Origin of the sequence: Pluralibacter sp. (genome assembly GCF_019237635.1) — a bacterium.
In the GTDB taxonomy this organism is placed as follows: Bacteria; Pseudomonadota; Gammaproteobacteria; order Enterobacterales; family Enterobacteriaceae; genus Enterobacter_B.
The window spans coordinates 21,456-46,306 of record NZ_JAFAGS010000017.1 but is presented as its reverse complement, the minus strand read 5'-3'; the positions used below and the strand labels follow the sequence as shown (position 1 = coordinate 46,306).

The following is a 24,851-nucleotide window of genomic DNA, read 5'->3' as shown; positions in this document are numbered from 1 at the left end:
AGCGGGAACGCTGGCTTTTTGCGCCAGGGCGCCGGTCTTAGAAGTTGTAACCGACCACCAGGTAGCCACCCCAGCCGGTAGACTTCACGCTGAAGTCGCCGTTACCGAAGTTCAGGCTGGCGTCGTCCGCCCACTGGCCGCCGTTGTGCCAGTAACGCGCGACCACCGAGTAGTGCCAGTGATCGTAGTTTAGCGCCAGAATGTGGCTGGAGGCGATAGAGTTGCCGGTACGCGCGTGTTTCCCGTTGTTATCGTAGAAGTTATCGCTGCCCAGATCTGAGCCCCAGTCAAAGTTGGTGAAGCCGATGTAGCTCAGCTGGCCGCCCCACAGCTGGGTGATCGGCACAAAGTATTTCACTTTGAAGCGGTAACCATCCCATTCGTTTTCGTTGGATGCGCCATAGTTCTGCCACTGGTATTTAGCATACACGTTCAGCGACAGGCTCATCGGCAGGCCGGTATCGATATCGGTACCCAGACCCATGTACCAGGTGCTCTGCTTGGTGCTTTCTTCGCCTTTGGCGCCCATGTCATAAATGTAGTTGTTGGCGAAGTACCACTCTTTGAACGGACCAAACGCCAGGCTGGTGCCGGTCAGCTTATCGATAGAGAAGCGCGGTTCGATTTCCATAAACATACGAGAACCGTTATCCCAGGCGCCTTTGTCGTTACCGTTGCCGATACCGAATGTTTTAGGGATATCGATATAGCCGTAGAAGTCAAACCAGTCTTTTTTGGCGAATGCTTCGTATTCGAGGTACACGTCGTTAGTGATCTGCGGCCCGAAGCGCGTGTGGTAGCTTCCCACTACGTTGACGCTCTGATGCCACCAATCGGAAACATATTCTGGTTTGCTGGTCTCGGCAGCGGATGCCGAAAAAGAGGATGAAAGAGCAAGCACTGCACCGGCCGCGAGTAATGTTTTTTTCATAATTATGCCACTGATTTGAAATCCCTTCCGGGGGTGAAAAAAGATGCCTGGACGTTTCTAAATGTAACCTTGTTCTGCGAGGCCTATTATAAGAATCATTGCTCACAAAAATATGTGTTGTTTCACAGTTCTCTCAAATGCGTAATCGATTGCGTTCACGTTTGCGTACATTGGACGACGGCGATTGGACGGGAAGATGAAAACGTTTCCTGGTTTTTCTGGATTAACGTAAAGATTGTTACGCGTATCGAAAGGGGGCTGAAACGCGAACCGCGCCGGGAAAACCCGGCGCCGGGGAAGAGGTTACTGCGGGGTGGTCGGCTGGATGTCGTGAATGCGGACAAACGCCGGCTGCGTTGGGTTAAGGCCGTTGAGCAGCAGGGGAATATCGACATCGCTCGGCGCCAGCAGGCTGGCCGGGGCGCTGATCAGCTGGTTTTTGACATTCACTTCCTGGAATTGGGTGGTGGTGCCCTGGATTTCTCCCCATTCCACCGTGCCGCTAAAGGCGGGGAGCGGAGTACTGGATTCCCCCTGGATGCGCAGTGTGGCGCGCATGCCGTCGGCGTTTTGCGCGATGTTCGTCAGCGACATCCGCAGGGTGCCAATCTGGCTCTCCAGACGGGCCGGAGTATTGGCGCCCGGCAGCAGGTAGACGCCGCGGTTGGATGTCGCATTGAGCGTGTTCTGCTGGGTAATTTTCACCGTTTCCTGGTTGAGTTTGCTCATCTCCTGGCTCAGGGCGCTGACGCTCTGGTGCATCTGGCGAACTTCGCTTTGCTGTGCGCAGGCGCTGAGGGTAAACAGGCTACCAAGCACCAGTAATCGAATGTAACGTCTTGTCATTACTTTCACTTCCTGAAAGGCAACTATTTTGGGGTAATGGTAGCAGTATCGCTGCGTTTGCCATCGGGGGTTTGTCTCAAAATGACGCCGCTATGCCGGTCGTGGTAAAATGGCAGGATGTCACCTTTTTACCGTCAGGACGCGCCATGCACTGCCCATTTTGTTTCGCTGTAGATACCAAAGTGATTGACTCCCGACTGGTGGGGGAAGGCTCCTCCGTGCGCCGTCGCCGCCAGTGCCTGGTTTGCAATGAGCGTTTTACGACCTTTGAAGTGGCAGAGCTTGTGATGCCGCGGGTGGTAAAAAGCAATGATGTTCGCGAACCGTTTAACGAAGACAAGCTGCGTAGCGGTATGCAAAAAGCGCTGGAGAAGCGCCCGGTCAGCTCTGACGATGTCGAAATGGCGTTGAACCATATCAAATCCCAGCTGCGCGCCACCGGCGAGCGTGAAGTGCCGAGCAAAATGATCGGCAACCTGGTGATGGAGCAACTGAAGAAACTGGATAAAGTCGCCTATATTCGCTTTGCCTCGGTGTACCGCAGTTTCGAAGACATTAAAGAATTTGGCGAAGAGATCGCCCGCTTACAGGATTAAGTCATGCAGGATGAAATCTACATGGCGCGAGCGCTTAAGCTGGCGCAGTGCGGTCGTTTTACTACCCATCCTAATCCTCGTGTCGGCTGCGTGATTGTCCGTGACGGCGAGATAGTCGGGGAAGGTTTTCACCTTCGCGCCGGCGAGCCCCATGCCGAAGTCTATGCGCTGCGTATGGCGGGTGACAAAGCCAAAGGCGCGACGGCCTACGTCACGCTGGAGCCCTGTAGCCACCACGGGCGCACGCCGCCGTGCTGCGATGCGCTGATCGCCGCGGGCGTCAAGCGCGTCGTGGCGGCAATGCAGGACCCTAACCCACAGGTCGCGGGACGCGGGCTGTATCGTCTGCAACAGGCGGGCGTAGAGGTCAGTCACGGCCTGATGATGAGCGAGGCGGAGCGGCTCAATAAAGGCTTCCTGAAGCGCATGCGCACCGGTTTTCCTTATCTTCAGCTCAAGCTTGGTGCTTCGCTCGATGGCGGTACGGCGATGGCGAGCGGCGAAAGCCAGTGGATAACCTCGCCGCAGGCGCGACGCGACGTGCAGCGTCTGCGCGCGCAAAGCCATGCCATCCTGACCAGCAGCGCGACGGTGCTGGCGGATAACCCCGCGCTGACCGTGCGCTGGGAGGAGCTGGATGCCGATACCCAGGCCTGCTACCCGCAGGAGAATCTGCGCCAGCCGGTGCGTATTGTTATCGATAGCTGCAACCGCGTGACGCCGGCACACCGCATTGTCCATCAGCCCGGGGAAACCTGGTTTGCCCGCACGCAGGCGGATAACCGCCAGTGGCCTGACAATGTCAGCACGCTGAACATTCCGGCGCACAACGGCCAGCTTGATCTGGTGCTGCTGATGATGCAGTTGGGGAGACAGCAGATTAACAGCGTCTGGGTCGAGGCCGGGCCGCGGCTGGCGGGCGCGCTACTGCAGGCGGGGCTGGTGGATGAGCTTATTGTCTACGTTGCGCCTAAACTGTTAGGGAGCGATGCGCGTGGTCTTTGTGTGCTGCCAGGACTTGAGAAACTGGCCGATGCCCCCCAATTTACTTTCAATGAGATACGGCAGGTTGGCCCGGATCTGTGCCTGCATTTGACGCCTGCGCTATAAACTTCGGCAGTGCGCGAATTATTATGATAAAATCCGCCCCCCTGCGGGGCAAGTCGAATCCCAAAAGGAAGAGTATGAACATTATCGAAGCTAACGTAGCTGCCCCGGAAGCCCGCATCGCCATTACCATTGCGCGTTTCAACAACTTCATCAACGACAACCTGCTGGAAGGCGCGATTGATGCTCTGAAACGTATCGGTCAGGTTAAAGATGACAACATCACCGTGGTTTGGGTGCCGGGTGCTTACGAGTTGCCGCTGGCGGCTGGCGCACTGGCCAAAACCAATAAGTATGATGCGGTGATTGCGCTGGGTACCGTTATCCGTGGCGGTACGGCTCACTTTGAATATGTTGCCGGTGGTGCAAGCAATGGCCTGGCGCATGTCGCTCAGGCGTGCGAAATCCCGGTCGCTTTCGGTGTTCTGACCACTGAAAGCATTGAACAAGCTATCGAACGCGCTGGCACTAAAGCCGGCAACAAAGGTGCGGAAGCTGCACTGACCGCACTTGAAATGATTAATGTATTGAAAGCCATCAAGGCCTGATTTTTGTAAGGGGAATTCCGTGAAACCTGCTGCTCGTCGCCGCGCCCGTGAATGTGCCGTTCAGGCGCTTTACTCCTGGCAGTTGTCTAAAAACGACATCGCTGATGTTGAATACCAGTTCCTGGCGGAACAGGATGTGAAAGATGTCGACGTCCTGTATTTCCGTGAACTGCTGTCCGGTGTGGCGACTAACAGCGCGTACCTTGACGGTCTGATGAAGCCGTATCTGTCCCGTCAGCTCGAAGAGCTGGGTCAGGTGGAAAAAGCGGTACTGCGCATCGCGCTGTTCGAACTGTCCAAACGTGATGACGTACCGTATAAGGTTGCCATCAACGAAGCTATCGAACTGGCGAAAACCTTTGGCGCTGAAGACAGCCATAAGTTCGTCAACGGCGTGCTGGATAAAGCCGCTCCGGTTATCCGTCCCCACAGGAAGTAATCTTCAGGCCGGGCGGTGAGGTTTTTCTCCTCATTCCCGGCCTTGTCTTTTCTCTGCTGAGGCATAACGTATGGCATGCGGCGAATTTTCCCTGATTGCCCGTTATTTCGATCGTGTCAGAAGCTCTCGTCTTGATGTCGAAACCGGTATTGGCGACGATTGCGCACTGCTCAATATTCCCGAAAAACAGACGCTGGCGATCAGCACCGATACGCTGGTGTCGGGCATCCATTTTTTACCCGATATCGATCCCGCCGATCTGGCCTGTAAGGCGCTGGCGGTCAATTTAAGCGACCTGGCGGCGATGGGCGCCGACCCGGCCTGGCTGACGCTGGCGCTTACCCTGCCGTCGGTCGATGAAGCGTGGCTGGCCGCGTTCAGCGACAGCCTGTTTGAACAGCTAAGCTACTACAATATGCAGCTGATTGGCGGCGATACGACCCGCGGCCCCCTGTCAATGACGTTGGGCATTCACGGTTTTGTTCCGCAGGGACGGGCGCTTAAGCGTTCCGGCGCAAAACCCGGCGACTGGATTTACGTTACCGGCACGCCGGGGGACAGCGCTGCCGGTCTGGCGATTTTGCAAAACCGCCTGACGGTGGATGATGCCGGAGATGCCCGCTATCTGCAAAAACGCCATCTGCGCCCAACGCCGCGCATTTTAACCGGGCAGGCGCTGCGCAACCTGGCGACGTCGGCTATTGATCTCTCCGACGGGCTGATTTCCGATCTTGGCCATATCCTCAACGCCAGCCAGTGCGGCGCGCGTATCGATCTGGATGCGCTGCCGTACTCGGAGGCGATGCGGCGCCACGTCGCGCCGGAGCAGGCTTTGCGCTGGGCGCTGTCCGGCGGCGAAGACTACGAGCTGTGCTTCACCGTGCCGGAAATCAACCGTGGCGCGCTGGAGGTGGCTATCGGGAATTTCAATATGCCGTATACCTGCATTGGCCAGCTTAGCGCGGACGTTGAAGGGATGCATTTCCAGCGCGACGGAAAAGCCATCATGCTTGACTGGAAGGGGTACGACCATTTTGCGCAGTAAAGATATCGCCAAAAGTCGGCTCAATTTGCTCAATCCCTGGCACCTGCTGGCGACAGGGTTCGGCAGCGGCCTGAGCCCTGTTGTACCTGGTACGATGGGGTCGCTGGCCGCTATCCCGTTCTGGTATCTGATGACTTTCCTGCCGTGGCAGCTCTATTCGCTGGTGGTGATGCTGGGAATATGCCTTGGGGTCTATATCTGCCATCGCACCGCCAAAGACATGGGGGTGCACGATCACGGCAGTATCGTCTGGGATGAGTTTGTCGGCATGTGGATAACGCTGATGGCGATACCCGCTCTTGATTGGCAGTGGGTCGCCGCCGGGTTTGTCATTTTCCGCATTTTCGATATGTGGAAGCCCTGGCCGATTCGCTGGTTCGACAGGAATGTCCACGGCGGTATGGGGATTATGGTCGACGACATCGTCGCCGGGATCATTTCCGCGGGCATTCTGTATGTTGTTGGCCACCACTGGCCGCTCGGGCTGATTTAACGCCTGTCCCTGACGCTCTGCGTATGGCAGAGCGTCAGGGGCCGATGCGTTACTTAAACCCGACTACCGGGTGCGGTAGGTAGAGCGTTTCCAGTTTGGCAATCTGTTCCGGCTGCAGCGTGATATCCACCGCGTTCAGCAATTCATCCAGCTGTTCTTCTCGCGACGTGCCGATAATCGGCGCCGCCACGCCTGCTTTGCTCAACAGCCAGGCCAGCGCCACCTGAGCGCGGGTCGCTCCGGTCTCTTCGGCGACATCCGCCAACCGCTCTGCAATCTGCGCGTCGTTGTCTTCTGTGGTGCTGTAGAGGGTTTTACCAAACTCATCGGACACCAGTCGTGCGGTGGTTTCTCCCCACGGGCGGGTCAGGCGACCGCGCGCCAGCGGGCTCCAGGGGATCACCGCAATGCCTTCCTGCGCGCACAGCGGCAGCATTTCACGCTCTTCCTCGCGATAAATCAGATTGTAGTGGTCCTGCATGGTGACAAAACGCGCCCAGCCGTGCTGCGTCTGTAGCGCCAGCGCCCTGGCGAACTGCGAGGCATGCATTGAGGAGGCGCCGATATAGCGCGCTTTGCCCGCTTTGACCACGTCATCCAGGGCTTCCAGCGTCTCTTCAATCGGGGTGTTGTAGTCCCAGCGGTGGATCTGCAGCAGGTCGACGTAGTCCATCCCAAGGCGCCTCAGGCTGTCGTCGATTGAGCGTAAGATTTGGGGGCGGGAGAGGCCTTCGGCCAGGTCGCCGGTCTGGTGATAGACTTTGGTCGCCACGACCACTTCATCGCGGCGGGCGAAGTCGCGCAGCGCGCGGCCGACGATCTCTTCGCTACTGCCGTCAGAGTAGCTGTTGGCGGTGTCGAAAAAGTTGATACCGCCCGCCAGCGCACGTTGAATGATGGGGCGGCTGCTGTCTTCCGGCAAGGTCCAGGCGTGTCGGCCGCGATCCGGCTCTCCGAAGGTCATACAGCCAAGGCAAAGCCGGGAAACGCGAAGGTCAGTCGAGCCTAATGTGTTGTATTCCATGGTTCCGCTCCTGCAATGTACATCCGTTAAGCATAGCAGGAGCGGGTAGCGGAAAAGGCGATCAGGCGAGCCAGTTGCGGATTTGGGTTTCGATACCGGCGGCGTCGAGGCCGATGTCGGCGCGGGCCTCTTCCTGGGTTCCCTGCGGGATGAAGTAGTCCGGCAGGCCGAGGTTCAGCACCGGCACGACGCGGCGATGCGCCATCAGCACGTCGTTCACGCCGCTGCCTGCGCCGCCGATGATGGCGTTCTCTTCCAGCGTGACCAGCGCATCGTGCTGCTCCGCCATTTGCAGGATCAGGGCCTCATCAAGCGGCTTCACAAAGCGCATGTCCACGAGGGTCGCGTTGCATTTCTCCGCCACGTCGGCGGCCTCCGGCATCAGCGTGCCGAAGTTGAGAATAGCGATTTTCTCGCCACGGCGTTTTACCACGCCCTTGCCCAGCGGCAGTTTTTCCAGCGGCGTGAGCTCCGCACCAGTACCGCTGCCGCGCGGGTAGCGGACTACGCTTGGCCCTTCGTTATGGTGATAGCCGGTAAACAGCATCTGGCGGCATTCGTTTTCATCGCTGGGGGTCATGATGACCATCTCCGGTATGCAGCGCAGGAAGGAGAGATCGAACGCGCCCTGATGGGTTTGGCCGTCGGCGCCGACAATTCCCGCGCGGTCAACGGCAAACAGCACCGGCAGCTTCTGGATAGCCACATCGTGGATAACCTGGTCATAGGCGCGTTGCAGGAAGGTGGAGTAAATCGCCACCACCGGCTTAAAGCCGCCAATCGCCAGCCCGGCGGCGAACGTCACCGCGTGCTGCTCGGCAATCGCCACGTCAAAGTACTGATCCGGGTAGCGTTTAGAAAACTCGACCATGCCGGAGCCTTCGCGCATGGCGGGCGTAATGGCCATCAGCTTGCTGTCTTTGGCTGCGGTTTCACACAGCCAGTCGCCAAAGATTTTGGAGTAGCTCGGTAGGCCGCCGCTGCTTTTCGGCAGCTTGCCGCTGGTGTGATCGAATTTCGGCACAGCGTGGAAGGTGATCGGATCTTTCTCCGCCGGTTCGTAGCCACGCCCTTTTTTGGTCATGATGTGCAGGAACTGCGGGCCTTTCAGGTCGCGCATGTTCTTGAGCGTGGTGATGAGCCCGAGCACGTCATGGCCGTCGACCGGGCCGATATAGTTAAAACCGAGCTCTTCAAACAGCGTGCCGGGAACCACCATGCCTTTGATATGCTCTTCGGTGCGCTTAAGCAGCTCTTTGATCGGCGGTACGCCGGAGAAGACCTTCTTGCCGCTTTCTCGCAGGGACGAGTAGAGCTTGCCGGAAAGCAACTGGGCCAGATGGTTGTTCAGCGCGCCGACGTTCTCGGAAATCGACATTTCGTTATCGTTTAGGATAACCAGCATATCGGGCTTGATGTCGCCCGCATGGTTCATCGCCTCAAACGACATCCCCGCGGTAATGGCGCCGTCGCCAATCACGCAGACGGTACGCCGCTGCTTGCCTTCTTTGGCTGCGGCAATCGCAATACCGATACCGGCGGAAATCGACGTCGAGGAGTGGCCGACGCTCAGCACGTCGTACTCGCTTTCACCGCGCCACGGGAACGGGTGCAGACCGCCTTTCTGGCGGATGGTGCCGATACGGTCGCGGCGGCCGGTGAGAATTTTGTGCGGATAAGCCTGATGACCGACATCCCAGATGAGTCTGTCGAACGGGGTGTTGTAGACATAGTGCAGCGCAACGGTCAGCTCCACCGTGCCAAGCCCGGAGGCGAAATGCCCGCTCGAGCGGCTGACGCTGTCGAGCAGGTAGCGACGTAGCTCGTCGCACAGTTTCGGCAGACTCTCTTTCGGTAGCAGACGCAATTCCTGAGTGGAATCTACCAGCGCCAGCGTCGGGTATTTGGCAATATCAAAACTCATCAGAGACTCATCGTGGTGTTATCGATTATTTATCACGCTGGATTATATAGTTCGCAAGCGCTTCCAGTGCCGTGGTATCCAGAGAACGTGCAGCCAGTTCGCTTAACGACTGGCGGGCGTCTTCTATCAGATCACGGGCTTTCATCCGGGCTTGCTCAAGGCCCAGTAAGGCAGGGTAGGTGCTTTTGCCAAGCTGCTGATCGGCGCCCTGACGTTTTCCAAGGGTCGCAGTATCCCCCACCACATCCAGAATGTCATCCTGTACCTGGAAGGCAAGACCGATGCTCTCGGCGTATTTATCCAGTACCGGCAGCGCCGCGCGGCCTTTTTCGCCAGCGCTCAGCGCGCCTAAACGAACGGCGGCGCGGATCAACGCCCCGGTTTTGTGGCGGTGGATTCGTTCCAGCGCGGTAAGGTCGACCTGTTGACCTTCCGCTTCGAGATCCAGCGCCTGACCGCCGCACATTCCGGCAACGCCGCTGGCCTGCGCCAGTTCGGAGATCATCGCGACGCGGTCACGATCGGATACTTCCGGCATCGGCGCATCACTGAGTATAGAAAATGCCAGCGTTTGCAGGGCGTCTCCGGCCAGAATGGCGTTCGCCTCGCCGAATTTCACGTGGCAGGTCGGCAGGCCGCGCCGCAGATCGTCGTCGTCCATCGCCGGGAGATCGTCATGCATCAGCGAATAGGCATGGATGCATTCAACCGCCGCCGCGGGCGCGTCCAGCGTCGTTACGCTGACGCCAAACATATTGCCGGTGGCGTAGACCAGGAATGGGCGCAGGCGCTTACCGCCCAATAGTGCGCCGTAATGCATCGCCTCAACCAGCGGAGTGTTCTGAAAGGGCTGCGGTTCGATAAACTGGCGCAGCGCGCCGTTTGCTCGCGTGACGCACGCCTGTAACTGTTGCGTGAAGTCCATTTACTCGGCATCCGGGGTGAAAGGGGTCAGGGGGGCGTCTTCGTTATCGGACAGCAGAATTTGCACGCGTTGTTCCGCCTGCTGCAGCTTCACCTGTCCCTGACGCGCCAGCTGTACGCCGCGTTCAAACTCATTCAGCGCCTCTTCCAGCGGCAGGTCGCCGTTTTCAAGACGGGAGACTATCTGCTCAAGCTCAGTTAACGCGCTTTCGAAACTGGCTGACGCTTCATTTTTCTTTGGCATAGTGAATGTCTGACTCTTGTTATCTCGCAACCCCGCTATGGTAGCGGAGTCTTGGCGCGAAGCAAATAACGTGCAATGGTAAGCGCAGGTTGATTGTGATGGTGATATACTTGCGCGCCTGGATGCAGCCGCAGGTGTGGGCTGCTGTATTTTTTGCCCTACAAACCCTGATGGGTTTGCCAACGAACCATTGCCGCCATGAAGTTTATCATTAAATTGTTCCCGGAAATCACCATCAAAAGCCAATCTGTGCGTTTGCGCTTTATAAAAATCCTCACCGGGAATATTCGTAACGTCCTCAAGCACTATGATGAGACGCTTGCCGTCGTTCGTCACTGGGATCACATCGAAGTTCGCGCCAAAGACGAAAACCAGCGTCTGGCGATTCGCGATGCGCTGACCCGCATCCCTGGGATCCACCATATTCTGGAAGTGGAAGATGTCCCTTTCACCTCCCTGCACGATATTTTCGAGCAGACCCTACCGCTGTGGCGCGAGCAGCTTGAAGGCAAGACCTTCTGCGTGCGCGTGAAACGTCGCGGCAAGCATGAGTTCAGCTCCATTGAGGTCGAGCGCTATGTCGGCGGCGGTCTGAATCAGCATATTGAATCCGCGCGCGTGAAGCTCACCAACCCGGACATCACCGTGAATCTGGAGATCGAAAACGATCGCCTGTTGCTGGTGAAAGGGCGCTATGAGGGCATCGGCGGCTTCCCGATCGGCACCCAGGAAGATGTGCTGTCGCTGATTTCCGGCGGTTTCGACTCCGGCGTCTCCAGCTACATGCTGATGCGTCGCGGCTGTCGCGTGCACTACTGCTTCTTTAACCTTGGCGGCGCGGCGCATGAAATCGGCGTTCGCCAGGTGGCGCATTACTTGTGGAACCGCTTTGGCAGCTCCCACCGCGTACGCTTTGTCGCGATTAACTTTGAGCCTGTGGTGGGCGAGATCCTCGAAAAAGTCGATGATGGCCAGATGGGCGTGGTGCTCAAACGCATGATGGTGCGCGCTGCGTCGAAAGTCGCGGAGCGCTACGGCGTGCAGGCGCTGGTCACTGGCGAAGCGCTGGGCCAGGTCTCCAGCCAGACGCTGACCAACCTGCGCCTTATCGACAACGTGTCCGATACGCTGGTGCTGCGCCCGCTGATTTCCTACGACAAAGAGCACATCATCAATCTGGCGCGTGAAATTGGTACTGAAGACTTTGCCCGCACAATGCCGGAATACTGCGGCGTTATCTCAAAAAGCCCGACGGTGAAGGCGGTGAAGGCGAAGATTGAGGCGGAAGAAGAGCATTTCGACTTTGCGATTCTCGATAAGGTTGTCGCCGAGGCCAGTAACCTCGATATTCGCGAAATCGCTCAGCAGACCGAGCAGGACGTGGTGGAAGTGGAAACCGTCAACGGCTTCGGCGCTAACGACGCTATCCTTGATATTCGCGCCATCGACGAGCAGGACGCTAAGCCGCTGGAAGTGGAGGGCGTTGAGGTGGTGTCGCTGCCGTTCTACAAACTTAGCACCCAATTTGGCGACCTCGACCAGAGCAAAACCTGGCTGCTGTGGTGCGAGCGCGGTGTGATGAGCCGTCTGCAGGCGCTGTACCTGCGCGAGCAGGGCTTTGCCAATGTGAAGGTGTATCGCCCGTAGCGTTCTTGCCCGGCGGCGCAGGCTTGCCGGGCCTACATTGCGCAGGTTGCAGGCCGGGTAAGGCATCACCGCCGCCCGGCTTTTTACACTCTACTCGTAGTAGTTATAAATCCCCGCCGCCATCACCAGTGATGATGCGACCTCATGGGCTTTCTCGCGCCCGACCAGCAGATCGATAATCTTCAGCGCAAAATCAATCGACGTTCCTGGCCCCTGGCTGGTGAGCAGATTGACGCGCGGATCCCAGACAATGCGTTTATCCACCCACTGTTCTTCAGGAATGGTGTCCTTCAGCCCCGGGTAACCGGTCATATTGCCGACAGGGAAAATGTCGTGCGGAACCAGCACCGTTCCGGCAGCGGCACAAATTGCCGCGACGATACGACCAGACAGGTGGAACTGCCTGACGGTTTCGACCAGCAACGGGCTGTCGCGAAAGCATTCCGCGCCTTTCAGACCGCCGGGCAGGACGATAACGTCATAATCGCCGTCGGCCACCTGCACCAGAGGCGCATCCGCCAGCAGTTTGACGCCGCGCGAGCAGGTGATCGCTAATTCGCCGTCGCTGGCGACGCTCGCCGTGGTGACGCTAATGCCGCCGCGAACCAGCAGATCGATGGTGGTTACGGCTTCGGTCTCTTCACTCCCAGGGGCGAGACAAACCAGCGCTGATGCGCTCATACTCATTCTCCTTACGTTTAATCAGTTCATACAGCCTGGCGTTTTCCGGCACGCTGATGCCGTGGGCGCGCGCGCGTTTCAGCAGATAGCCGGTGATGTAGTCAATCTCGGTGTGACGCCGCGCCCGGACATCCTGCAGCATGGAAGAGATGTTGGCGGCCGTGCTATCGACGACCTGCCAGACGTAGAACAGCAAATCATCCGGGCTGGAATGATGCCCTTCACGCTGCATCACCGCCGCCACCTCATTGCAGATGGCCTCGACCTCTTGCGGGCGCTCGCGCAGCGCGCCGTTCGGGCAGTCGTATAGTGCGGTGAGCGGATTGACTACGCAGTTAACGGCAAGTTTCTTCCAGCTGGCGCCGCCCATGTCATTGTGCCAGGCGACATCCGGCAGGGCGACGTGCAGCGTATCGGCAAGAAAGCTGTACTCCTGAGCAGCGGCGTTGGCCGGGCCAATATGGGTAACCCCGTTGGCGACGTGAATAATCAGGTTGCCGTCGCGGCGTGCGGCGTGCGTCGTCATGCCAATCAGCAGTGGTTGCTGCAGCGTGCGCAGCTCTTCCAGGGTTCCCATGCCGTTGTGGATAAGCAGCACCGGGCTGGCGGCGGGCAGTTGAGTGGCCAGGTTTTTCACCGCAGTGGAGACCTGCCAGGCCTTCAGCGTGACCAGCAGGAGATCGCTGTGGGCGAGAAAATCGGGGTCGTTGGCCGTGAGCAGTTCATTGAACACCTGGCCGTTAGTCTCTTGCAGGTTGACGCTGCACCAGGGCTGCGGTACGCGCAGCCAGCCCTGAACCTCATGTCCTTGCCGGTAAAGGGCGGTTAGCCATAATTGTCCGAGGGCGCCGCATCCGAGCACGGTAATCTTCATTAGTTCTCCTCACCTGCTGCAGGATCAGGCATTTTGCTCATTATGCCATTATTATAGCGCCGACGGCTCCCAGGCAGACACAGGGATAACAGGTTGTGTTCTCTGGCTGTGCGGGTATTATGCATCGCAACAAAAAGAGAGGGAGAATAAAACATGCCATCTTTCGATATTGTCTCTGAAGTCGATCTTCAGGAAGCCAAAAACGCTGTGGATAACGCGGCGCGTGAAGTTGAATCCCGTTTTGACTTCCGTGGCGTTGAAGCGACCATCGAGCTGAACGAAAAAAACGAGACCATCAAAGTCCTGAGCGAGTCGGATTTCCAGGTCAATCAGTTGCTCGATATCCTGCGCGCCAAGCTGCTCAAACGCGGCATTGAAGGCAACTCTATCGAGGTGCCGGAAGAGTTCGTCCACAGCGGTAAAACCTGGTTTGTGGAAGCCAAGCTGAAAACCGGCATTGAAAGCTCGGTACAGAAAAAGATTGTTAAGCTGATTAAAGACAGCAAACTGAAGGTACAGGCGCAGATCCAGGGTGAAGAGATTCGCGTTACCGGCAAGTCGCGCGACGACCTGCAGGCGGTGATGGCGCTGGTGCGCGGCGGCAATCTGGGGCAGCCGTTCCAGTTTAAAAACTTCCGCGATTAATCGGGTGTCTCCGCCCGCTTGCGGGCGGAGACCTTTCTTCACTCTTCCACCCGCAGGCCGTAGCTTTTAAATTTCTCCAGCACCACCGCGATTTCCTCATCCGGCAGCACCGGTACGTTATCCGTGACCGCAAGCGTGGCGAGATACAGTTTTGCCAGCACCTCCACTTCCTGCGCCAGCCACAGCGCCTTTTCCAGACTGGATTCAAACGCAATCAGCCCGTGATGTTGCAACAGCGTGGCCTTACGATCTTTAACGGCGAGCGCAACGTGTTCTGACAGGGCTTTCGTGCCAAACGTCGCATACGGAGCGCAGGGGATGGAATTACCGCCTGCGGCGGCAATCATATAGTGAATGGCCGGAATCGGACGATTCAGGATTGAGACCGCCGTACAGTGTACCGCGTGGTTATGCACCACCGCCTGCGCGTCCGATCGGGTCTGGTACACCACCTGGTGAAAACGCCATTCGCTGGACGGCAGTTTACCTGCTTCGTGGCGTCCCTGGGCATCGACATAGACTATCTGCTTTTCGGTCAGCCGTTCATAAGGAATGCCGGTGGGGGTAATCAGCATGCCGTCGCCATAGCGGGCGCTGATATTTCCTGCGGTGCCCTGGTTAAGCCCAAGGCGCGTCATTTCAAGGCAGGTTTCAATAATGTCGCAAGACAGCGTCGAACGTTCCATTTTTCTTCTCCGGGTACATCGGGGCAAAAGGAAGCCACTGGACGCAGAGTGACGTCCAGACCGCAGGCGTAATGAGTCTGTGGCTTGCCGATCAGGCGCGTCGCGTTCGCTTAATCAGCTTCATTTTTACTTTGATGGTCTCCTTTAGCGGATGACCATCGAGCGCGTTCTGCATGATGTCGAATGCCTGCTCGGCCCAGGTATTTTCATCCTGCTGCATCGACCAGACGTTATTGGCAAGAAAACCGAGCATCGGGTGTTCGTCGAAGGTGCCGATGTTGATCTGCGGCGGCACTTCGCCCAGGCGGTCGCGCAGCGCTTCAATCGCGCCTTCCAGCATCGGCAGCGACGAGGCAATAAAGGCCTCGGGGGCGCCGTGGGCATCCAGCAGCTGACTCATGATGAGTTTGCCGCCTTCCGGTGTGTTTTCATTCACGCTCAGCACCCAGTCGCGGTGCTCAATGCCGTGTTTTTTCAACGCGTTCAGGTAGCCTTCAAGACGGTCGTGAATACTGGGCAGCTCCGTATCACCCACCAGAAACCAGACCGGCGAAGCGCCAGCAGCGAGCAGGTTTTCCGTCAGCCGCTGACCGCCTTCGACGTTGTGGCTTTCCACCAGCGCGTTATCGGTGTATTTAAAATCCCGGTCGAGCAGTACCAGCGGCTTTTTCACCTGCCGCAGGTGGTGTTGCTGGTTCTCAAGCGTGGACGGCACAATAAACAGGCCATCGACGTTGCGGGCAATCAGCGCCCGGACCAACTTGTTTTCGTAATCCACATCGTTGTATGTGCAGCTAATGGTGAGCTGATAGCCCGATCGGCGGCAGCGTAGCTCCAGCTTTTCCGCCAGCGTGGCGAAAAAGACGTTGGAAATATTGGGAACGATCAGGCCCAGCGTATCGGTTTTGTTCAGCTTCAGGCTGCGCGCCGAATGGTTGAGGGTATAGCCATACAGCTCAACATACTCATTGATGCGGGCCTGGGTTTTGGCGCTGATGCGGTACTGTTCCGCTTTCCCGTTCAGGACCAGCCTGACGGTGGTGACCGACAAATTCAGGTCGTTGGCAATTTGTTCAACAGTTTTGGCCATCACTGAGCGCTCCGCAGACTTCCATAGAAAAAAACATTTCCGCCATCATAAAAGGATTATTCATCATTGTCGTGAGGCATCAGGCGCTGATGCCTGCCAGCGCGAAGGCGGGGCGTTGCCGCCCCGACGCCGCTACTTTTTACCTAACGGGTGCAGCAGCTTTTCGATTTCCGGGGTATCAAGGTTTTTGGCATTGACGTATTTCACCGGGATATCGATTTGCTTCGGTACGGTTTGCCCTGACAGTACGGCATCCAGCGCCTTAATCCCCTGGTAGCCTATCTGGAAGGCATCCTGCACCATAAAGCCCTGAATCACGCCGTTTTTCAGGAAGTTAATGATAGCTTCCGTACTGTCGAAGCCGATCACTTTAATCTTGCCTTTCAGGTTCTGGCTGTCGATGGCGTTGGCCACCCCGAGCGTCGATCCTTCGTTCGTGGCGTAGAGCCCGGCCAGATCGGGGTTGGCCTGCACCATGTCGATGGTTTTATCCATCGCTTTTTGCGGGTCGCCGTCGCTGTACTGCACTGGCAACACCTGAATGTCAGGGTACTTCTCCTTCATCCGGGCGGAGAAACCTTCGGAGCGCTCAATCGCAGAGGAGGTCCCGGCGACATGGGCGATGATACCGACTTTGCCTTTACCGCCGACCTGTTCCGCCAGCGCGTCCGCCGCGCCAGCGCCTGCTTTGCGGTTGTTGGTGGCGACAAAGCTCGCCGGAATGGCGGAGTTGACGCCGGAGTCGAAGGTGACCACCTTGATACCGCGGCTGTTGGCGGTCTCGACCAGCGGCGCCAGCGCGTTTTCATCCAGCGCGGCCAGCAGCAGGCCGTTCGGTTTCTGCGCCATGGTGTTTTCCACCAGTTGGATCTGCTCGGCGATTTGCGTTTCGTCCGCCGGGCCGACGTAGCTGGTCTTATCGCCCAGCTCTTTCGCCGCCGCTTCGGTACCCATTTTGACCGTTTGCCAGAATTCGTGCTGGAAACCTTTACTGACCACCGGCAGGTTGAAATCTTTTGCCAGCGCGCTGCTGGTCATTATCGCCAGCAGCGACAACGCTGAGATAAAGTGCCTGGTTTTCATTCTTGTGCTCCGTCTTGAGTTTTGAACCCTAAACGTCAGGGCAGGGAATATACCCGGTATTGCCGGGCGGCAAGATTCAACGCATTTTTTTACGCAAGGTATCGAGATACACGGCGGCCACAACCACAATGCCCATCGCCACCATCTGCCAGAACTGGGACACCCCCATCAGGTTGAGGCCGTTTTTCAGTACGCTCATGATAAATGCGCCGATGACTGTGCCGCCGATGGTGCCGATACCGCCCATCAGGCTGGTGCCGCCGATCACCACTGCGGCGATCGCTTCCAGCTCATAGCCAACGCCCACGGTCGGCTGCCCGGAGTTTAGACGCGAGGCGAGGATCACCCCGGCGATGCCGGTCAGCAGACCGCAGAAGGCATAGACGAAAATTTTGACCCGCTGGACTTTGATGCCTGAGAGGTGTGCGGCGGTTTCATTGCTGCCGACGGCATACACATAGCGTCCAATGACCGTTTTTTTCAGCAGGTAGGCTGAGCCCAGCGCGACAATCACCAGGTAGAACACCGGGTAGGGCAGGACGTCAAACAGGCGTCCCTGGGCGAGCATCTTGAACATCGGGTAGTCGGAAAAATAGATGGCCCGACCGTCGGTCATCACCATATTGATACCGCGCACCGACATCATCAGACCCAGGGTGGCGATAAACGGCGGAATGGCCGCTTTGGTCACCAGGAAGGCGTTCACGTAGCCGCACAGGCCGCCGGCAATGACGCCCGCCAGCACGCACAGCGGCAGCGGCAGGCCGATGCTTGCGCAGATCCCTACCACGACGCCGGAAAACGCCACCACCGAGCCTAACGACAGGTCGATCCCGGCGGTAATAATCACAAAAGTGACGCCGATGGCCATGATGCCGATCACCGAGGTTTGCAGGGCGATGGTCATCAGGTTTTCGGTATTAAAAAAGAACGGCGAACTGAAACTGAAAAAAAGTACCAGCAAAATCAGGCTGAATAACGGCGCGAGGCGCATTAATAACGCTTTATTCACTTTCATTTTATTATTTTCGCTTTTAGCGGTAGGGACAGAGATGGTCATGTTTAATCCTCCAGCGTCGCGTACTGCATGATTTTTTCCTGGGTGGCGGTATCCGCATTCATTTCTCCGGTAATTCGCCCGCCGCGCATGACCAAAATACGATCGCACATGCCAAGCACCTCCGGGAGTTCGGAAGAGATCATGATGATGGATTTACCTTTGGCGACCAGACGATTCATCAGCTCATAAATTTCCAGCTTGGCGCCAACGTCAATGCCGCGGGTGGGTTCGTCAAAAATGAGAATGTCGGTGTCTTTACAGACCCAGCGGGCAATAATAATTTTCTGCTGATTGCCGCCGCTTAAATTCAGGGCGGCCTGCTGCAGGTGGGGTGTTTTTATGCGTAAGGTTTTGACCAGTTCGCTGCTGGTCTGCTGGCAGGCTTTTTCGTTGACGTTACCCAGCGGCGTGCTGAATTCCGGATAATTGCCGAGCATAATATTCGCTTCAACGGAAAGCCCCAGCGCCAATCCCTCTTTTTTCCTGTCTTCGGTGAGGTAGCTAATTCCCCGGCTGATGGCGTCAGAGACATTTTTGATCGTGACCGGCTGGTCGTTGAGCACCACGCTGCCGCCGTCGATGGGGTCGGCGCCGAACAGCGCTCTGCCAAGCTCGGTACGCCCGGCGCCCATCAGCCCGGCAAGCCCAAGGATTTCTCCGCGGTGCAGGGTGAAGCTGATGTCGTGCAGGACGTCTTTACGCTGTAGCCCCTTGACCTCCAGCACCGGCGAGCGGTCGGCCTGCGGCGTGCGTTTCGGGTAGATATTGCCAAGGTCGCGTCCTACCATCATGGCGATAAGCTCGCTTACCTGCACGCTTTCGTAGTCAACGGTGGCGATATATTGCCCGTCGCGCATCACGGTGGCCCGATCGGCGATAAGCGCCAGCTCTTCCAGGCGGTGAGAGATATAGACGATGCCGGTCCCGCGCGCTTTCAGCAGGCGAGTGACCGCAAACAGGCTTTCAATTTCGCTTTCGGTCAGCGCGGCGGTCGGTTCATCCATAATAAGCACTTTGGCATTTACCGAAATCGCCTTGGCTATCTCTACCATTTGCTGCTGGGCGACAGTTAACTCCGCCACGCGGGTTTGTGGCGAAACGGATAAATTGAGCTGCTTTAAAATATCTACTACCGCCTGACGCTGGGATTTCTCATCCAGCCGCCAGCGGTTATTTTTGCAAAACTCGCGGCCGATAAAGATATTTTCTTCCACAGTTAAGTCGGGGAAGAGATTAAATTCCTGATGGATAATCGTAATCCCTGCCCGTTGCGCGCTCAGCGGATCGGCAAATGAAACAGTATTGCCCTCAAAGACAATTTCCCCCTCATCAGGCTGGTAGACGCCGGAGAGTATTTTCATCAGAGTGGATTTCCCCGCGCCGTTTTCACCAAGCAGCGCATGAACTTCGCCTGGGCGTAAATTAAAACTGACGTTACTCAGCGCTAATACGCCCGGAAAGCGCTTGGTGATATGGCTCATCTGCAAAAATGTCTCGGACATTATGGCGTTCTCCGCATGAAATCGGGCTGCTGTATATTGGCTAACTCGAAGTAGCTTTCGCCGTTAAAAGCTATTTCAGGCTCAAAATTTAGCCAAATAATTTGTATCCAAATTGTGACTTCGTGCAAACATATTTCATCAACGCAATGAAATATAAAGTAATTATATGAAATTGCTGAAACGAGTTATCTGACGGTGATCGAATTTTGACCGCTCTTCGTGAAAGCGCTCACAAATTCATGACAAATTTGTTGTGGTTAAAATCGACTAAAACCTAAGCTAATTCGAGTTAGCAAAATCGGTTATTTTAGCGCTCCGCCTTATTGCCCGCGGAAGTCTGGCGCTGCATGCCCGCAGGGCGCATTCATGATGACGAGGAATCGCGATGAAAAATAAGAAGTTATTGCCACGAGTGGGGATTCGCCCGGTGATTGATGGCCGTCGTCTGGGCGTCCGTGAATCTCTGGAAGCGCAAACGATGAATATGGCGCAGGCGACGGCGAACCTGCTGCGCGAAAAGCTGCGCCATCCCTGCGGCAGCGAGATTGAATGCGTCATTGCGGACACCTGCATCGCCGGGCTGGCGGAGTCCGCCGCCTGCGATGAGAAGTTCGCCGCGTTGAACGTGGGGCTGACCATTACGGTAACGCCCTGCTGGTGCTATGGCAGCGAAACTATCGACATGGATCCGCTGCGTCCGAAGGCCATTTGGGGGTTCAATGGCACTGAGCGTCCGGGGGCGGTTTATCTGGCGGCGGCGCTGGCGGCGCACAACCAGAAGGGGATCCCGGCATTTTCGATTTATGGCCAGGACGTCCAGGACGCGGGCGACACCGCTATTCCGCTGGATGTTGAAGAGAAGCTGCTGCGCTTCACCCGTGCGGGTCTGGCGGTAGCGAGCATGAAGGGGAAAAGCTATCTGTCCCTCGGCGGTGTGTCGATGGGAATTGCCGGGTCGATTGTCGATCACAACTTCTTTGAATCCTGGCTTGGGATGAAGGTGCAGGCCGTCGATATGACCGAGCTGCGCCGTCGTATCGACCATCAGATATACGATGAAGAAGAACTGGCGCTGGCGCTGGCCTGGGCGGAGGAAAAATTCCGCTTCGGCGAGGATAAAAACGCGGCTCAGTACCGTCGTGACGATGCGCAAAAGCGGGAAATATTGCGTGAAAGCCTGCTGATGGCGATGTGCATCCGCGACATGATGCAGGGCAATCCGAAGCTTGCGGAGAAAGGGCGCGGTGAAGAAGCGCTGGGCTATAACGCTATCGTTTCCGGCTTCCAGGGACAGCGTCACTGGACCGATCACTATCCTAACGGCGATACCGCCGAAGCGCTGCTCAACAGCTCCTTTGACTGGAACGGTATTCGCCAGCCGCTGGTGGTGGCGACGGAAAACGACAGCCTTAACGGCGTGGCGATGCTGTTTGGTCACCTGATGACCGGTACGGCGCAGATCTTTGCCGATGTGCGTACCTTCTGGTCGCCGGAGGCCGTAGAGCGCGTCACCGGTAAAACGCTCACCGGGCTTGCGGAGCAGGGGATCATTCACCTGATTAATTCCGGCTCGGCGGCGCTGGACGGTACCGCGCGGCAGACCGACAGCGAAGGGCGACCGACGCTCAAGCCGCACTGGGAAATCAGCCAGCAGGACGCGGATACCTGCCTCAACGCCACGCGCTGGTGTCCGGCGGTGCATGAATATTTCCGCGGCGGCGGCTTCTCCTCCAACTTCCTGACCCGCGGCGGGGTGCCGTTCACCATGACCCGCGTGAACATCATTAAAGGCATTGGCCCGGTGCTGCAAATCGCCGAAGGCTGGAGCGTTGAGCTGCCGGAGGATGTGCATGCCACGCTGGATAAACGCACCGATTCCACCTGGCCGACCACCTGGTTTGCGCCGCGTCTGACCGGGCGCGGCCCGTTCCGCGATGTCTGGTCGGTGATGGCGAACTGGGGGGCAAACCACGGTGTGCTGACCGTCGGTCACGTTGGGGCGGATTTCCTGACGCTCGCGTCAATGCTGCGTATTCCGGTGTGCATGCACAACGTCGAGGATGAGCAGGTGTGGCGGCCGAGCGCGTGGTCGGCGCACGGCATGGATCTGGAAGGCCAGGACTATCGCGCCTGCCAGAACTACGGGCCACTCTATAAACGCTAACCCGCAGGCGCGCAGGCAACCCGTCTGCGCGCCGCCTGGCAGGAGCCACTATGCACTCATGTTTTCTGGTTCTTGATTGCGGCGCAACCAACGTTCGCGCCATTGCGCTCAACCGTCAAGGGGAGGTCGTCGCGCGGTCAGGCGTGGCCAACGCCAGCGAACCGGCCACGGAAGACGCCAACTGGCACCAGTGGTCCGTTGAGGCCATTTTACAACGCTTTGCCCAGTGCTGCCGTGAGGTGTGCGGGCGGCTTGACGGCTACACGATAGCGGGTCTCACGGTCACCACCTTTGGCGTGGACGGCGCGCTGGTGGATGACGGCGGCAACCTGTTGTACCCGGTGATCAGTTGGAAATGCCCGCGTACGCTGTCGGTGATGACGAGTCTGGCGCAGCGTCTTGATCCTGCCTTGTTGCAGCAGATAACCGGCGTGGGGCATTTCAGCTTCAACACCCTGTATAAGCTGCTCTGGCTGCGTGAGCATCACCCCCGGCTGCTGGAAAACGCCCATGCCTGGCTGTTTATCTCCTCGCTGATTAACCAGCGCCTGACGGGACAGTTGACCACCGATATCACCATGGCCGGTACCAGCCAGCTTTATTCGCTGCAGGAGGGCCGGTTCAGTCCGCAGATCCTTGCTGAAATCGGCATTCGCGAGACGCTGTTTCCTCCCGTGGTGAACCCCGGCGAGCGGGTGGGCGAGCTGCTGCCCGGGGCGGCGGCGCAACTTGGCTTACCTGTGGGATTGCCGGTAATTTCCGCCGGGCATGACACCCAGTTTGCGCTGTTCGGCGCGGGTGCGGAAATCGGTCAGCCGGTGCTGTCGTCAGGTACCTGGGAGATCCTGATGGTGCGCAGCCCGCAGGTGGATACCGTAAGGCTTGCCCAGGTCCCGGGGTCAACCTGCGAGCTGGACAGTCAGCCGGGAATCGTTAACCCCGGCATGCAGTATCTGGCTTCCGGTGTGCTGGAGTGGGTGCGCGGGCTGTTCTGGACGCCGCAAACGCCGTGGCAGCACATTATTGATGAGGCACAGCAGATCGCGCCCGGCGCCGACGGCGTGCGGATGAACTGCCAGCTGCTTGCCAGCCCGCAGGCGGGCTGGCAAGGGGTGACGCTCAATACCACCCGCGGGCATTTTTACCGCGCGGCGCTGGAGGGGCTCACCGCACAGCTGCGGGAGAATCTGGCGCGTCTTGAAACCGCGACGGAGATCAAGACGCGAGAACTTCTGCTGGTCGGCGGCGGCAGTCGTAATGCGCTGTGGAACCAAATGAAAGCCGACGCGCTGCGGGTGCCGGTGAAGGTGCTGGAAGACGCCGAAACCACGGTGCTGGGCGCGGCCTGCTATGGCTGGGCGGGCGTTGGGGTCTATTCCGATGCCGAAACGGCGCGGGCGGCGGTCGATTACCGCTATCGCTATTTTTATCCACAGGAAGGTTAAGATGCTAAAGACCATTTCTCAGCTCATCTCACCGATGCTGCTAAAAACCCTGGCCGAGATGGGGCATGGCGATGAAATTATTTTTGCCGACGCCCACTTTCCGGCGCACAGCCTCGGCCCGCAGGTGATTCGCGCCGACGGCCAGTCGGTGAGCGCGCTGTTGGCTGCGGTTATCCCGCTGTTTGAACTCGACAGCTATGCCGAACCGCTGGTGATGATGGCGCCAGTTGCAGGCGATAGCCTGGAGGCGTCGGTGGAGGCCCGCTACCGCCAGGCGCTGTCTGGCGAGGGTGACTGTCCAGCGATAGCGCGCATCGATCGTTTTGCGTTTTACGACCGGGCCCGCAGCGCCTTTGCGATTGTGGTCACCGGGGAGACCGCGAAGTACGGCAATATTTTGCTCAAGAAAGGCGTCACGCCGCTGGCGTAACGTTTTCCACCCGACGTGAACGTCGGGTGGGGGAGGGCGGATCAGGCGGGTAGCATCGCCTGCTCGACCTCAAAGCGGTTGGTGACCTTGCTGTCGATTTTGACATAGGCCGACCGCTCTGCCGCGATAACCAGGACTTCTTTCACTCCCTCTTTTGCCAGCAGGCGCGCTTTTAACGTATCGTCAGCGTTGACGTCGTCGGGAATGGCGATGCGCAGGCTGCTGACATACGGCGGTTCCTGCATCGTCATTGCGACCAGCATCCAGACGGTCGCCAGCAGCGCGCCCATCAAAAAGACGGTCTGAGAATCGAAGAAGCCGTCCAGCCAGCCGCCGAGCGATCCGCCAATCGCCACGCCAAGAAACTGGCTGGTGGAGTAGACTCCCATCGCGGTGCCTTTGTAACCGGCAGGCGACTCTTTGCTGATAAGCGACGGCAGCAGCGCCTCCATCAGGTTAAAGGCGAGGAAGAAGAGCTGGACGCCGGTCACCAGCTCCCAAAAATAAGCACCGGAACCCCAGAGGACGATTTCGGCAATCAACAGTACGGCAACGCACAATAAGAAAACGCGCTTCATGCGGCGTTTGACTTCCGCATAGATGATGAACGGCACCACGGCGACGAAGGAGACGACCATGGTGACCAGATAGATTTTCCAGTGTTCGGCCGCCGGGAAGCCTGCGGCTTCTAACTGACCCGGCAGCGCCACGAAGGTGGACATCAGCAGAATGTGCAGACACATAATGCCGAAGTTGAGCTTCAGCAGTTTCGGCTCCAGCAACACCTGGCGAAAGCAGCCTTTCACCATGCCGGATTCGCGGTTCAGCACGTGGTTATCGCTGTTGGGCACTACCCACAGGGTCAGCAAAATACCCAGCGAGGCGAGCAGCGCTATCATCCAGAACAGCGCGTTCAGGCCGAGCTGGTGGGTCACTATCGGACCCAGCACCATGGCTATCGCGAAGGTGACGCCGAAACTGACGCCGATAAACGCCATCGCTTTGGTGCGGTTTTGCTCGCGGGTCAGGTCAGACAGCAGCGCCATGACCGCCGCGGCTATCGCTCCGGAACCCTGCAGGGCGCGGCCAAGAATAATGCCCCAGATAGAGTGGGAGAGGGCGGCGATAACGCTGCCAGCAACAAAGATAAGCAGCCCGCAGATAATCAGCGGCTTGCGGCCAATCCGGTCAGACAGCAGGCCGAAGGGGATCTGAAAGACGGCCTGAGCGAGCCCATAGATGCCGATAGCCAGACCAATCAGCGCTTCGCTGGCGCCCTGTAACGCCATTCCGTAGGTGGTCAGCACGGGCAGGACCATAAACATGCCGAGCATGCGCAATGAAAACACGGTCCCTAAACCCCAGGTCGCGCGCAACTCGCCGGGCGTCATTTTAAAATCGTTCATTGCTACCTCAATATGAA

General features: G+C 57.8%; 25 protein-coding genes. 11 read left to right on the top strand and 14 right to left on the bottom strand.

Going from position 1 to position 24,851, the window contains the following annotated elements; genetic code table 11:
* Positions 1–37 precede the first annotated feature (37 nt).
* Positions 38–931 carry a nucleoside-specific channel-forming protein Tsx gene (locus tag JO226_RS02330; protein WP_293489707.1) on the bottom strand — a complete coding sequence of 298 codons (894 nt, stop codon included), beginning with the start codon at positions 929–931 and terminating at the stop codon, positions 38–40.
* 303 nt (positions 932–1,234) lie between these two features.
* Complete coding sequence (locus tag JO226_RS02325) at positions 1,235–1,777, bottom strand: DUF3251 domain-containing protein (RefSeq protein ID WP_293489706.1); 543 nt, start codon at positions 1,775–1,777, stop codon at positions 1,235–1,237.
* Between the two features lie 146 nt (positions 1,778–1,923).
* Between JO226_RS02325 and nrdR the strand changes: the two genes are divergently transcribed.
* The 6 genes from nrdR to pgpA all read left to right on the top strand — a co-directional run bounded on the left by nrdR (position 1,924) and on the right by pgpA (position 6,005).
* On the top strand, positions 1,924–2,373 hold the full coding sequence (nrdR, locus tag JO226_RS02320; RefSeq protein ID WP_293489748.1) for a transcriptional regulator NrdR: 450 nt from the start codon (positions 1,924–1,926) through the stop codon (positions 2,371–2,373).
* 3 nt (positions 2,374–2,376) lie between these two features.
* Complete coding sequence (ribD, locus tag JO226_RS02315) at positions 2,377–3,483, top strand: bifunctional diaminohydroxyphosphoribosylaminopyrimidine deaminase/5-amino-6-(5-phosphoribosylamino)uracil reductase RibD (protein ID WP_293489705.1); 1,107 nt, start codon at positions 2,377–2,379, stop codon at positions 3,481–3,483.
* A gap of 74 nt (positions 3,484–3,557) precedes the next feature.
* Positions 3,558–4,028 (top strand): 6,7-dimethyl-8-ribityllumazine synthase, encoded by a 471-nt coding sequence (ribE, locus tag JO226_RS02310; RefSeq protein WP_293489704.1) that lies wholly within the window; start codon positions 3,558–3,560, stop codon positions 4,026–4,028.
* A gap of 19 nt (positions 4,029–4,047) precedes the next feature.
* The gene (gene nusB / locus JO226_RS02305; RefSeq protein WP_293489703.1) at positions 4,048–4,467 is read left to right on the top strand and encodes a transcription antitermination factor NusB; all 420 of its coding nucleotides are present in this window, start codon (positions 4,048–4,050) and stop codon (positions 4,465–4,467) included.
* 70 nt (positions 4,468–4,537) lie between these two features.
* Positions 4,538–5,512: a thiamine-phosphate kinase gene (gene thiL, locus JO226_RS02300; protein WP_293489702.1), complete on the top strand. Its 975-nt coding sequence runs from the start codon at positions 4,538–4,540 to the stop codon at positions 5,510–5,512.
* On the top strand, positions 5,478–6,005 hold the full coding sequence (gene pgpA / locus JO226_RS02295; protein ID WP_293489701.1) for a phosphatidylglycerophosphatase A: 528 nt from the start codon (positions 5,478–5,480) through the stop codon (positions 6,003–6,005). The genes thiL and pgpA overlap by 35 nt, the downstream gene beginning before the upstream one ends.
* A 49-nt stretch (positions 6,006–6,054) precedes the next feature.
* On the opposite strand, the gene JO226_RS02290 is transcribed toward pgpA, so the two are convergent.
* From JO226_RS02290 to xseB, 4 genes are all read right to left on the bottom strand, one after another.
* The gene (locus JO226_RS02290) at positions 6,055–7,029 is read right to left on the bottom strand and encodes an aldo/keto reductase (RefSeq protein WP_293489700.1); all 975 of its coding nucleotides are present in this window, start codon (positions 7,027–7,029) and stop codon (positions 6,055–6,057) included.
* Between the two features lie 61 nt (positions 7,030–7,090).
* Positions 7,091–8,953 carry a 1-deoxy-D-xylulose-5-phosphate synthase gene (gene dxs, locus JO226_RS02285; protein WP_293489698.1) on the bottom strand — a complete coding sequence of 621 codons (1,863 nt, stop codon included), beginning with the start codon at positions 8,951–8,953 and terminating at the stop codon, positions 7,091–7,093.
* Positions 8,954–8,978: 25 nt separating this feature from the next.
* A complete protein-coding gene (gene ispA, locus JO226_RS02280; RefSeq protein ID WP_293489696.1) occupies positions 8,979–9,878 on the bottom strand; it encodes a (2E,6E)-farnesyl diphosphate synthase in 900 nt (299 codons plus the stop codon).
* The gene (gene xseB / locus JO226_RS02275; protein WP_293489694.1) at positions 9,879–10,121 is read right to left on the bottom strand and encodes an exodeoxyribonuclease VII small subunit; all 243 of its coding nucleotides are present in this window, start codon (positions 10,119–10,121) and stop codon (positions 9,879–9,881) included.
* A gap of 198 nt (positions 10,122–10,319) precedes the next feature.
* On the opposite strand from xseB, the gene thiI reads away from it, so the two are divergent.
* Positions 10,320–11,768, top strand: coding sequence for a tRNA uracil 4-sulfurtransferase ThiI (thiI, locus tag JO226_RS02270; protein WP_293489692.1), 1,449 nt, complete (start codon positions 10,320–10,322; stop codon positions 11,766–11,768).
* 90 nt (positions 11,769–11,858) lie between these two features.
* Here thiI and yajL read toward each other — a convergent pair whose 3' ends face one another.
* Together yajL and panE are read right to left on the bottom strand one after the other, a co-directional pair.
* On the bottom strand, positions 11,859–12,449 hold the full coding sequence (yajL, locus tag JO226_RS02265; protein WP_293489690.1) for a protein deglycase YajL: 591 nt from the start codon (positions 12,447–12,449) through the stop codon (positions 11,859–11,861).
* A complete protein-coding gene (gene panE / locus JO226_RS02260; protein ID WP_293489688.1) occupies positions 12,409–13,323 on the bottom strand; it encodes a 2-dehydropantoate 2-reductase in 915 nt (304 codons plus the stop codon). Before panE ends, yajL begins: the two co-directional genes overlap by 41 nt.
* Positions 13,324–13,476: 153 nt before the next feature.
* On the opposite strand from panE, the gene JO226_RS02255 reads away from it, so the two are divergent.
* Positions 13,477–13,968, top strand: coding sequence for a YajQ family cyclic di-GMP-binding protein (locus JO226_RS02255; protein ID WP_013367359.1), 492 nt, complete (start codon positions 13,477–13,479; stop codon positions 13,966–13,968).
* Positions 13,969–14,006: 38 nt separating this feature from the next.
* On the opposite strand, the gene JO226_RS02250 is transcribed toward JO226_RS02255, so the two are convergent.
* From JO226_RS02250 to JO226_RS02230, 5 genes are all read right to left on the bottom strand, one after another.
* Complete coding sequence (locus tag JO226_RS02250) at positions 14,007–14,654, bottom strand: L-fuculose-phosphate aldolase (protein ID WP_293489685.1); 648 nt, start codon at positions 14,652–14,654, stop codon at positions 14,007–14,009.
* A 91-nt stretch (positions 14,655–14,745) separates the two neighbouring features.
* Positions 14,746–15,744, bottom strand: coding sequence for a LacI family DNA-binding transcriptional regulator (locus JO226_RS02245; RefSeq protein WP_293489746.1), 999 nt, complete (start codon positions 15,742–15,744; stop codon positions 14,746–14,748).
* A gap of 132 nt (positions 15,745–15,876) precedes the next feature.
* Positions 15,877–16,827, bottom strand: coding sequence for an ABC transporter substrate-binding protein (locus JO226_RS02240; RefSeq protein ID WP_293489684.1), 951 nt, complete (start codon positions 16,825–16,827; stop codon positions 15,877–15,879).
* Between the two features lie 76 nt (positions 16,828–16,903).
* Positions 16,904–17,887 carry an ABC transporter permease gene (locus JO226_RS02235; protein WP_293489682.1) on the bottom strand — a complete coding sequence of 328 codons (984 nt, stop codon included), beginning with the start codon at positions 17,885–17,887 and terminating at the stop codon, positions 16,904–16,906.
* Between the two features lie 2 nt (positions 17,888–17,889).
* Positions 17,890–19,389, bottom strand: coding sequence for a sugar ABC transporter ATP-binding protein (locus JO226_RS02230; protein ID WP_293489680.1), 1,500 nt, complete (start codon positions 19,387–19,389; stop codon positions 17,890–17,892).
* Between the two features lie 385 nt (positions 19,390–19,774).
* On the opposite strand from JO226_RS02230, the gene JO226_RS02225 reads away from it, so the two are divergent.
* The 3 genes from JO226_RS02225 to fucU are packed head-to-tail and all read left to right on the top strand — an operon-like array spanning position 19,775 to position 23,428.
* The gene (locus JO226_RS02225) at positions 19,775–21,553 is read left to right on the top strand and encodes an L-fucose isomerase (protein WP_293489678.1); all 1,779 of its coding nucleotides are present in this window, start codon (positions 19,775–19,777) and stop codon (positions 21,551–21,553) included.
* Between the two features lie 50 nt (positions 21,554–21,603).
* Positions 21,604–22,998, top strand: a complete 1,395-nt coding sequence (fucK, locus tag JO226_RS02220; protein ID WP_293489676.1) for an L-fuculokinase — start codon at positions 21,604–21,606, stop codon at positions 22,996–22,998.
* Position 22,999: 1 nt separating this feature from the next.
* Positions 23,000–23,428 (top strand): L-fucose mutarotase, encoded by a 429-nt coding sequence (fucU, locus tag JO226_RS02215; RefSeq protein ID WP_293489674.1) that lies wholly within the window; start codon positions 23,000–23,002, stop codon positions 23,426–23,428.
* 41 nt (positions 23,429–23,469) lie between these two features.
* Here fucU and JO226_RS02210 read toward each other — a convergent pair whose 3' ends face one another.
* Positions 23,470–24,834, bottom strand: a complete 1,365-nt coding sequence (locus tag JO226_RS02210) for an MFS transporter (protein WP_293489672.1) — start codon at positions 24,832–24,834, stop codon at positions 23,470–23,472.
* Positions 24,835–24,851 lie beyond the last annotated feature (17 nt).